The sequence below is a fragment of the Variovorax endophyticus genome (assembly GCF_025376855.1).
Lineage (GTDB): Bacteria > Pseudomonadota > Gammaproteobacteria > Burkholderiales > Burkholderiaceae_C > Variovorax.
Window position 1 is genome coordinate 167,643 of sequence record NZ_JAHUTH010000016.1, and the last position, 9,590, is coordinate 177,232.

A 9,590-nucleotide genomic window follows, 5' to 3' on the forward strand; every position below is an offset into this window, starting at 1 on the left:
TGCGCTGATGCTGTCCGCCTTCGACATCTTCAAGATCGGCATCGGGCCCTCGAGCTCGCACACCGTGGGCCCGATGCGCGCGGCGCTGCTGTTCGCGCGCTCGCTCGAGCAGCGGGGCCTGCTCGCGCGCGTCGCGCGATTGCGCGTCGACCTGTTCGGCTCGCTCGGCGCCACCGGCCACGGCCATGCGACCGACCAGGGCGTGATCCTCGGCCTATTCGGCGACGCGCCCGACACGGTGCGGCCCGAGACCGTGCAGCCGCGGCTCGAGGCGCTGCGCCGCACCGGCACGCTGATGCTGCTCGGCACCACGCCGATCGCCTTCGACCGCGTGCGCGACATCGTGTTTCGCGGCGAGGAGTCGCTGCCCGAGCATCCCAACGCGATGCGCTTCACCGCCTTCGCCACCGACGATGCGGTGCTCGCCGAGGGCAGCTATTTCTCGGTCGGCGGCGGCTTCGTCGTCGAGGGCGGCCAGGCCGTGGCCCAGACCGCGGCGGTGGCGGTGCCGCATCCGTTCTCGACGGGCGACGAACTGATGGCGCAATGCCGGGAGAACGGCCTCTCGGTGGCCGCGCTGGTGCTGCGCAACGAATGCGCCTGGCGCCCCGAGGCCGAGGTGCGCGCGGGCCTGCTGCGCATCTGGGGCGTGATGCAGCAGTGCGTGCAGCGCGGCTTCGGCATCGACAACCCGCTGGCCGCCCAAGCGCTGCCCGGCCCGCTGCGCATGCGCCGGCGCGCGGGCGAGCTGCATCGCGAGCTGCTGGCGCAGGACGGCGCGGCCGATCCGCTCGCGGCCATGGACTGGGTCAATGCCTTCGCGATGGCCGTGAACGAGGAGAACGCGGCCGGCGGCCGCGTGGTGACCGCGCCCACCAACGGCGCGGCCGGCGTGGTGCCGGCCGTGATGCACTACTACCAGCGCTTCGTGCCGAATGCGAGCGACGCGGGCATCGTCGACTTCCTGCTCACGGCCGCGGCGATCGGCATGCTCTACAAGACCAACGCCTCGATCTCGGGCGCCGAGGTCGGCTGCCAGGGCGAGGTCGGCGTGGCCTGCTCGATGGCCGCCGGTGCGCTGGCCGCGGTGCTCGGCGGCACGCCGGCGCAGGTCGAGAACGCGGCCGAGATCGGCATGGAGCACAACCTCGGCCTGACCTGCGACCCGGTCGGCGGCATGGTGCAGATCCCCTGCGTGGAACGCAATGCGATGGGCGCGGTGAAGGCCATCAACGCGGCGCGCATGGCGCTGCGCGGCGACGGCAGCCACTATGTCTCGCTCGATGCCGTGATCCGCACCATGAAGCAGACCGGCGAGGACATGAAGTCGACCTACAAGGAGACTTCGCTCGGCGGGCTCGCGGTCAACGTGGTCGAGTGCTGAGCCCGCCCCACACCTTGTCAGGGCACGAACATGTCCCACGGCCCCTTGCCTACTGGCAGGCCGGGCCGCGCGGTCAGCGAGGCCAGCGGCTCGCCGGCCTCGAAGCGCGCGGCCAGGTCCGCGGGGTCGAACACCACGCCCATGAAGTTCTCGGCATAGGCACCGCCCGCGAAGAAGGCATCGACCTCGGCGGCGGTCTCGAACACGTCGTGCTGCAGCTCGAGCCGATGGCCGTCGGGGTCGCGGTAGTACATCGAGATCGTCGGCCCGTGGTTGATGCACCAGTAGGGCACGATGCCGAGCGCGGCCAGTCGCCGGTGGTTGGCGAGCAGCGCGGCCAGCGAGCCGTAGGTGAAGGCGATGTGCTCGAGCCCGGTGTTCGCATCGGCCTCGCGGCCCAGGTCGGGGCGCGCGATCAGGCCGATGCGGTGGTGCTCGTCGTCGTAGCTCAGGAAGCACAGCATCTCGTTCTCGAAGGCCACGCGCGCCTGCAGCACCGCGAGGTACCAGGCGCGCGAACGCGCGAGTTCGGCCACGCGCAGCACCACGTGGGCGAGCTTCACGGGTCGCAGTGCGGAAGAGGCGAGGTCGGGCAGGGCACGCCTGGGGTCGTTCATCGGGCGGTCTCCAGGGGTTCTTGCACCACGCGGTTCTCGATGTGGCCGATGCCCTCGATCTCCACGCGCACGACGTCGCCCGGCACCAGGTAGCGCGGCGGGTCCATCAGGCCGCCGACGCCCGCGGGGCTGCCGGTGCTCAGCACGTCGCCGGGCTCGAGGGTGAAGGCGGTCGTGAGTTCGACCAGCATGGCCTCGATGCGATGGATCATCTGCGCTGTGTTGCCGTCCTGGCGCAGTTCGCCGTTGACCCAGGTGCGCAGCCGCAGCGCATGCGGGTCGGCGATCTCGTCGCGCGTCACCAGCCAGGGGCCGAAGGGGCCATGGGTGTCGAAGGACTTGCCCAGGGTGTGCGTGGGCGCGCGCAGCTGCCAGTCGCGCACGCTCATGTCGTTGATCACCACGTAGCCCGCGACCATGGCCATCGCCTCCTCGGCGCGCACATGGCGGCAGCGCCGGCCGATGACCACGCCGAGTTCGCCCTCGTAGTCGAACTGCGCCGACACGCGCGGCCGGTGCACCTCGTCGAAGGGGCCGGCCACGCACGACACCTGCTTGTTGAACCACACCTGTCCTGGCGGCCGCGTCAGCCCGAGCTTTGCGGCCTCCTCGAGGTGCGAGGCGTAGTTGCCGCCGAGGCCGAGGAACTTGCGCGGCTCGGGCACCGGCGCCGCGAGCTTCACATCGGCCAGCGGCAGCCGCGGTGCCGTCTCGATGGCCGCGCACAGCCAGGCCAGGCCCTCGTCGCCGCGCGCCAGCAGTTCGCGCACGCCGGCCGGCGCGCCGGGCAGGGCGCTGGCGTCGAGCACTTCGTCGTTTCGGACCACGCCGAAGCGAAGGGCACCGCGGTGATGGAAGCTGGCGATTTTCATGGGCGTGGACATTGACCGATATGAGGCGATCGATGATGCTGATGGAACGAAACAACAACAATCCGCCGAAAAAGAACGGATCGTTCTGCCAGCGGAACAGGAGACATGGACGATTTCAACGACCTCGCGCTGTTCGCGCACGTGGTGCAGCAGCAGGGCTTCAGCGCCGCGAGCCGGCACCTGGGCATTCCCAAGTCGCGCCTGAGCCGCCGCGTCGCGCAGCTCGAGGAACGGCTGGGCGTGCGGCTGTTGCAGCGCAGCTCGCGCCGGCTGCTGCTGACCCATGTCGGCGAGCAGTTCTACGAGCGCTGCCAGGCCACAGTGGCCGCGGGCGAGGAGGCCTTCGACGTGGTGCGCCAGGCCGTCGCGCGGCCGCAGGGGCCGCTGCGCGTGAGCGCGCCCTTCACGCTCGCGCAGTTCTGGCTCACGCCGCTGATCCCCGATTTCATGCGCGCCTTTCCCGAGGTGCGGCTCTCGCTGGAAGTGAGCCACCGGCGCGTCGATCCGCTGCAGGAGAACGTCGACGTGGTGCTGCGCGTGCGGCGCCCGCCGTTCGAGGACTCGAGCCTGGTCGCGCGGCCGCTGGGCCGCACGGTCGACGTGCTGCTCGCGAGCCCGGCGCTGCTCGAGCGCCTGGGCACGCCCGCGAGCCTCGACGACCTGGCCGCGTGGCCGATGCTCTCGCTGCCCGACACCGGCGAGCGCCACCTGTGGCGGCTGGAGCGCGGCAGGCAGGTGCACGAACTGGGCTTCGTGCCGCGCCTGGTCGCCGACGACATGTTCGCGCTCAGGCACGTGGCGCTGCAGGGCCTGGGCGTGGCGCTGCTGCCCGAGATCCTGTGCCGCGACGCGCTGCGCGAGGGCCGCCTGGTGCGCCTGTTTCCCGACTGGGCCTGCACCGCGAGCGAGATCCAGGCGGCCTTCGCCTCGCGCCGCGGCATGCTGCCGGCGGTGCGCGCCTTCATCGACCACCTGCTGGCCCATCCGCCCGGCGCGCCGCAGCCGGGCGCTGGCTTATCCTGAACGGCTTCACGCCCTTGCATCGAATTTCATCGAAGAAGGAAGAGACTCCATGACCCCCACGAACCCCACCGTCGCCGAGAAACGCGCGGCCTTCCGCGCGCTGCATGCCCAGGGCTGCTTCGTCATCCCCAACCCCTGGGACACCGGCAGCGCGCGCTACCTCGAAGGCCTGGGCTACAAGGCACTCGCCACCACCAGCTCGGGCTTCGCCTGGTCGCACGGCCAGGCCGACGGCGCCATCGCGCGCGACGCGGTGCTCGCGCACCTGCGCGAACTGGTGGCGGCCACCGCGCTGCCGGTCAATGCCGACTTCGAGAACGGCTTCGGCGCCGATCCGCAGGCCGTGGCCCGGAGCGTGCGGCTCGCGGTCGAGACCGGCGTGGCCGGCCTGTCGATCGAGGACTCGACCGGCAACGCCGATGCGCCGCTGTTCCCCATCGAGGTCGCGGTCGAGCGCATGCGCGCCGCGCGCGGTGCCATCGATGCGGCGGGCGGCGACACGCTGCTGGTCGGCCGCGCCGAGAACTTCTTCGCCGGCCGGCCCGACCTCGACGACGCGATCGCGCGCCTCAGGGCCTATGCCGAGGCCGGCGCCGACTGCCTCTATGCGCCCGGCATCAAGACGCGCGAGCAGATCGCGGCCGTGGTCGCGGCGGTCGCGCCCAAGCCGGTGAACCTGCTGGTCGGCGCGACCAGCGAACTCACGATGAAGGACATCGAGGCGCTCGGCGTGCGCCGCGTCAGCGTGGGCGGCGCGATGGCGCGCGCGGCCTGGGGCGGCTTCATCCGCGCCGCGCGCACGCTGGCCGACGAGGGGCGCTTCGACGGCTTCGCCGACGCCGCGCCCGGGGCCGAGCTCAACGCCTTCTTCAAGCCTTTCGGCCGCTGAAGCGCGTGGAGCCGCTGCTCGCCGAGATCCGCGCCTGCCGCGTCTGCGAGGCCCATCTGCCGCTGGGCCCGCGCCCGGTGGTGCAGGCCGGCGCGGATGCGCGGCTGCTGATCGTCGGCCAGGCGCCGAGCATGACGGTGCACCGCACGGGCGTGCCCTGGGACGACCGCAGTGGCGACCAGCTGCGGCGCTGGCTCGGCGTGGAGCGCGAACTGTTCTACGACGCCTCGCGCATCGCGCTCGTGCCCATGGGCTTCTGCTACCCGGGGCGCGGCACCAGCGGCGACCTGCCGCCGCGCAAGGAGTGCGCGCCGCTGTGGCACGAGCGGCTGCTGGCGCAGATGCCGCGCGTCGAGCTCACGCTGCTGATCGGCCAGTACGCGCAGCGCCGCCACCTGGGCAACCGGGCGCGCGACGGCGTGACCGAGACCGTGCGCGCCTTCGCGGAATTCGCGCCGCGCGTCATCCCGCTGCCGCATCCCTCGCCGCGCAACACCGGCTGGCAGCAGCGCCATCCGTGGTTCGAGAGCGAGGTGCTGCCGGTGCTGCGCGAGCGCGTGCGGCTGGCACTGGGCATGGGCACCGGCGGCTGAACGCTTCGTCGCGGGACGAAGCGTGCGGGGGACGAAGGCCGCACCATCGCGGTCATCGTCATCCACCGCAACAGAAAGATTCCCATGCCCGCGCGCGAAGTCATCCGTGTCGAACCCCTCTCCACCTGGCTCGATCGCTGGAAGGCACCGGCCTCCATCGTCACGCGCCATGGCGACACCGTCTATGTCTCGGGCCTGCCGCCCTTCGATCCCGAGACCGGGCAGGTGGCGGTCGGCGCCTCGGTCGAGCGGCAGGCCGAGCTGGTGCTCGAACAGCTGAAGCTGTGCCTGGAGACGGCGGGCTCGTCGCTCGCGAATGCGCTCAAGTGCAACGTGTACTGCACCTCGGCGGAGAAGTTCGCCGCGGTCAACGCGGTCTATGCGCGCTACTTTCCCGAGTCGCCGCCCGCGCGCATCTTCGTCTGCGTGCCGGCCTGGTTCGGGCCCTTCGACATCGAGATCGACTGCATCGCGGCGCGCGGCTGAGGCCGCTTCAGCGCGCGGCCTTCCTCGGCCGCGCCGCCGGCCGTCGCGGGGGCTTCGCCTCGAGCACCAGTTCGGCGGGCAGGCCGTCGTTCCACGACTCGGCGAAGTAGGCGCGGTCGCTGGGCACCAGCTGCGGCAGCGCTTCGCGCAAGGTGGCCAGCGAGCGCTCGGCCGCCTTCAGGTCGCCCGCATGGGCCGCGTACCACGCATGCTCGAACAGCAGGCTGCAATGCTGCAGGCCCGGGTAGCGGCGCCGGCCGGCCTGGTGGTCGGCCAGCCGCGCCTGCGCCACCTCGACCCAGCGCGCGGGCCAGTGCGTGGCGTCGAAGGCATCGGCGAGCGGACCGGCCAGCGCCGAGATCGCGGCCGGGTCGAGCGGCGCCTGGGCGCGGAACTGCGCGAGCGTGGGCCGGGGCTCGGCGCCACAGTGGCCGCGCGCGATGCGCATCAGGTAGATCGCGTTCCAGGCCGAGCGGCCCTGGCCGTCGGCCTGGCCGCACAGCCATTCGCTGAAGGCGATCCACTGCACGGCATGGCGCGTGGTGTCGGACGCTGCCGGGGCATCGCCGCGCCGCTTCGGGCCGGCCGCCGGCGCCGAGGGGAGCGCGGGCAGCGCGAGGCCCACGCGGTCGAACAGCCACACCGCCATGCCGAGGTTGGCCGCCACGTGCTGGGCGGCATCGAAGGAATGCGACTCGAAGGCCGCGGTCAGCGCGTCGCCGAAGCGGCGCAGCGATTCCTCGGCGAGCAGACGGGCGGCCGGCGCATCCTCGGCCGCGAGCGCCAGCGCGCGCGAGCGGCAACCGAGCGCCCACAGGTTGCACCATTCGAAGCGCACGTCGGGATGATGGCGCAGCACCACGCTGCGCGCCGGGTCGTCGGCCATGCCGCCGAGCAGCGACTGCGCCAGCGGCAGGTCGCGCGCGGTGTAGGCGCACCAGGCCGAGACGATGCATTCCATCGCGCCGAGGTAGTCGTTGCCCGCCACGTGGTGCGCCAGGCGCTGCTTCTTGAGCACCTCGAGCTGGCGGCGCGCCTGTTCGTTGTCGCCGAGGCGGCGCCACAGCATGGCCTCGTTGAGCGTGACCAGCGCGCGCTGGAAGCCGCTGGCCGCGAGCGCGCCGGCGAGCCGTATCGATTCGAGCGCGCTCGGCTGGCCGGCGCCATCGCCGGCACCGGCGGCCACCGGCGTCATCAGCCGGCCCTGGCGCGCGGCCCGCTGCGCGGACACGAGCTGTTTCCAGAAGGCCGCGTCCTGCAGGTGCACCGCCTCGGGCGGCGCCGAGGCGCCGGCCGCCGCGCCCGTGCGTGCGCGCAGGCCGAGGAACGAGGCGATCTCGGCCGCGCTGGCGGCGCGCCCCTCGACCTCGCAGCGCACGCGCCGCGCCTCGGCCGGCGGCAGCCAGAACGGGCCCTGGCTGCGCCGCTCGGCATTGAGGAAGCGCGGCTCGCGCGTGCTGTCCTCGCCCCAGCCGACCTCGATGCCCCAGGCCTTGAAGTCGCGGAAGGCACGGCTCACGACCATGCGCAGGGTGCTCGCGTCCGACACTTCGCCGCGCAGGTCGGCCAGCCGCACCATCGGGGTCTGGCTGTCGTGCGCATGGCGCATGCGCACCAGCAGCCACAGGGACTGGAAGGCCGCGCGCCGGCCGTCGACCGACTGCGGGGAGGTGAGCTCGACGACGAGCGGGGATGAAGCGGAAGCGGGACTTGGCACGCCCCGCATTGGACCTCAAATCGAGGCCGCGGCAAGGGCCGGGGCGCGCTTCCTTCAGCTTGCGCGGTGGCCGTGCTCGCAGTGCGAGGGCGCGGGCTGCATCAGCCCCGGCAGCTCGCTGCGGCCGACGCCGAGGTCGCGCAGGTCGTGCTCGCTCATGCCGGCGAGCTGGCACGCATCGGCACGGGCCCGGCGGCGATTCGCCGCGTGCCGGCGCCAGCCGCGCAGGGCATGCAGAAGGCGTTGGCGAAAGCTCGGGGACGATGCGGTCTTCACGATGGGCTCCTGGGGGTTGCGGTGTCGGTGCGCTCATCTTCGGCGTCCCCGTGCTATTGTGGAAGTTGAGATTTCTGAGCCTTCTCATCAGCTTTCCTGATTCGACGCCCATGCGCCACCTCAACCTCGACCAGCTGCGCACCCTGATCGCGATCGCCGACCTCGGCAGCTTCTCGGCCGCGGCGCAGGCGTTGCACCTCGCGCAGCCCACGGTCAGCCTGCATGTCTCCGAACTCGAGTCGCGGCTCGATGCCAAGCTGGTGGTGCGCGGCGCGCGCGGCATCACGCCCACGGCGGCCGGCGCGGCGCTGGTGGAGCGCGGGCGCAAGCTGCTGCGCGACACCGACGATGCGCTCGACGCGGTCAAGCGGCAGGCCGAGGGCCGCAGCGGCCGCGTGCGGCTGGGCACGTCGACCGGCGTGGTGGTCGACCTGCTGCCGCAGGTGCTCGAGGCGCTGGGCGCGCAGGACGCGGGCATCGACGTCGAGGTGGCGATCCTCGGCTCGGGCGAGGCGCTGGCGCGGCTGGCCGCGGGCACGCTCGACATCGGCCTGGTGGCACTGCCGCAGCCGCCGCTGCGCGACCTGGTGTTCACGCCCTGGCGCACGCAGCCGATGATGGCCTTCGTGCCGCAGCGCACGAAGGCGCCCAGGCGCGTCACGCCGGCCTGGCTGGCCGGGCAGCCGCTGATCTTCAACGACGCGACCACCCACATGTACCGGCTCACGATGGAGTGGTTCGCGGCCGCGGGCTTCGCGCCGCGCGCGCGCATCGAGCTCAACTACGACGCGGCCATCCGCAGCCTGGTGGCGGCCGGCTATGGCGCCGCGCTGCTGCCGCTGCAGCCGACGACCGACGCGGCGCTCGGCGGGCGCCTGCAGGTCCTGCCGATCGTGCCGAAGCTCACGCGCCGCCTGGGCATCGCGCACCGGCCGCGCACGCTGCTCGACGGCGCCACGCTGCGGGTGCTCGAGGTGCTGGCGGGGTTCCGCCAGACCTGAGAGGCTTTACGACGCCTCGGGCTTGCGCGCGCCGAGCGAGAGGATCTCGTTGGCGTTGACGATGGCGGCCGCGATCTCTTCCATGGTGGCGCGCTTGCTCATCGCCTGCTCGCGGATCAGGTCGTAGGCCTGGCCCTCCGACACGCCATGCGTCTTCATGAGAATCGCCTTGGCCTCCGCGAGTTGCCGCACGCCCAGCAGCTTGGCCTCGGTCTTGCGCAGGCGCCGCGCGAGCGAGCGGTTCTGCTTGTGCGCCTCGCGCGCCACCACCAGCGCCGACAACAATCCGAAGGAGCGCACCGGCGAGGGCAGCACGGCCTTGGCGCCGATCTCGAGCACGGCCTCGACGATGGTCGGGTTCTCGTAGGTCACGACGGCGATGATGGCCGGCGCGTCCTCGCTCTTGGTCCACTCGAAGCGCAGGTTGATGAAGTCGGGCTGTACCGCCATGAAAGCCACGTCGATGCCCTCGGGCAGTGCCTGCACCGGCGGCCAGAAGGCCTGCACCTGGCAGCCGATGCGCTGCAGCTGCTGGGTGAGCTGACGGCCGTCGCTGTCGTCGGGATGGATGACCGCGATCTTCAGCAGGCGCAGTTCTTTGAGCTGCGGTGGGGTCACGCGCAGGGTGTGTCTCTTGGGGGGGCTTTCCACTTTCAGGCCTCTTGTTGTTGGTCTTGAGGCTTTTGTTCGGGGCGCGTGCACAGGACAGCGGGTACTTCCCTCCGCGAATGT

Annotated in this window: 11 protein-coding genes; 6 read left to right on the forward strand and 5 right to left on the reverse strand. The window is 72.2% G+C overall.

Annotated features, from left to right (window positions below):
• Positions 1 to 4: 4 nt before the first annotated feature.
• Entirely contained in the window at positions 5 to 1,384 is a 1,380-nt protein-coding gene (locus tag KV106_RS21670) for an L-serine ammonia-lyase (protein WP_261212272.1), read from the forward strand.
• Positions 1,385 to 1,401: 17 nt separating this feature from the next.
• On the opposite strand, the gene KV106_RS21675 is transcribed toward KV106_RS21670, so the two are convergent.
• Together KV106_RS21675 and KV106_RS21680 are read right to left on the reverse strand one after the other, a co-directional pair.
• Positions 1,402 to 2,001, reverse strand: coding sequence for a VOC family protein (locus tag KV106_RS21675; protein ID WP_261212256.1), 600 nt, complete (start codon positions 1,999 to 2,001; stop codon positions 1,402 to 1,404).
• Positions 1,998 to 2,873 carry a fumarylacetoacetate hydrolase family protein gene (locus KV106_RS21680; RefSeq protein ID WP_261212258.1) on the reverse strand — a complete coding sequence of 292 codons (876 nt, stop codon included), beginning with the start codon at positions 2,871 to 2,873 and terminating at the stop codon, positions 1,998 to 2,000. Before KV106_RS21680 ends, KV106_RS21675 begins: the two co-directional genes overlap by 4 nt.
• Positions 2,874 to 2,978: 105 nt before the next feature.
• On the opposite strand from KV106_RS21680, the gene KV106_RS21685 reads away from it, so the two are divergent.
• From KV106_RS21685 to KV106_RS21700, 4 genes are all read left to right on the forward strand, one after another.
• A complete protein-coding gene (locus KV106_RS21685) occupies positions 2,979 to 3,896 on the forward strand; it encodes a LysR substrate-binding domain-containing protein (protein WP_261212259.1) in 918 nt (305 codons plus the stop codon).
• Positions 3,897 to 3,945: 49 nt separating this feature from the next.
• Positions 3,946 to 4,785 carry an isocitrate lyase/PEP mutase family protein gene (locus KV106_RS21690; protein ID WP_261212261.1) on the forward strand — a complete coding sequence of 280 codons (840 nt, stop codon included), beginning with the start codon at positions 3,946 to 3,948 and terminating at the stop codon, positions 4,783 to 4,785.
• A gap of 5 nt (positions 4,786 to 4,790) precedes the next feature.
• Positions 4,791 to 5,378 carry a uracil-DNA glycosylase family protein gene (locus KV106_RS21695; protein ID WP_261212263.1) on the forward strand — a complete coding sequence of 196 codons (588 nt, stop codon included), beginning with the start codon at positions 4,791 to 4,793 and terminating at the stop codon, positions 5,376 to 5,378.
• 84 nt (positions 5,379 to 5,462) lie between these two features.
• Positions 5,463 to 5,864: a RidA family protein gene (locus tag KV106_RS21700; protein WP_208511139.1), complete on the forward strand. Its 402-nt coding sequence runs from the start codon at positions 5,463 to 5,465 to the stop codon at positions 5,862 to 5,864.
• A gap of 7 nt (positions 5,865 to 5,871) precedes the next feature.
• Here the strand turns inward: KV106_RS21700 and KV106_RS21705 are convergent, their stop codons facing one another.
• Both KV106_RS21705 and KV106_RS21710 read right to left on the reverse strand, forming a co-directional pair.
• Complete coding sequence (locus KV106_RS21705; RefSeq protein ID WP_409976545.1) at positions 5,872 to 7,581, reverse strand: hypothetical protein; 1,710 nt, start codon at positions 7,579 to 7,581, stop codon at positions 5,872 to 5,874.
• A gap of 54 nt (positions 7,582 to 7,635) precedes the next feature.
• Entirely contained in the window at positions 7,636 to 7,857 is a 222-nt protein-coding gene (locus tag KV106_RS21710) for a DUF1127 domain-containing protein (RefSeq protein WP_057598545.1), read from the reverse strand.
• A 110-nt stretch (positions 7,858 to 7,967) separates the two neighbouring features.
• On the opposite strand from KV106_RS21710, the gene KV106_RS21715 reads away from it, so the two are divergent.
• On the forward strand, positions 7,968 to 8,858 hold the full coding sequence (locus tag KV106_RS21715; protein WP_261212269.1) for a LysR family transcriptional regulator: 891 nt from the start codon (positions 7,968 to 7,970) through the stop codon (positions 8,856 to 8,858).
• A gap of 6 nt (positions 8,859 to 8,864) precedes the next feature.
• Here KV106_RS21715 and KV106_RS21720 read toward each other — a convergent pair whose 3' ends face one another.
• Positions 8,865 to 9,509 (reverse strand): ANTAR domain-containing response regulator, encoded by a 645-nt coding sequence (locus tag KV106_RS21720; protein WP_261212271.1) that lies wholly within the window; start codon positions 9,507 to 9,509, stop codon positions 8,865 to 8,867.
• Positions 9,510 to 9,590: the final 81 nt, after the last annotated feature.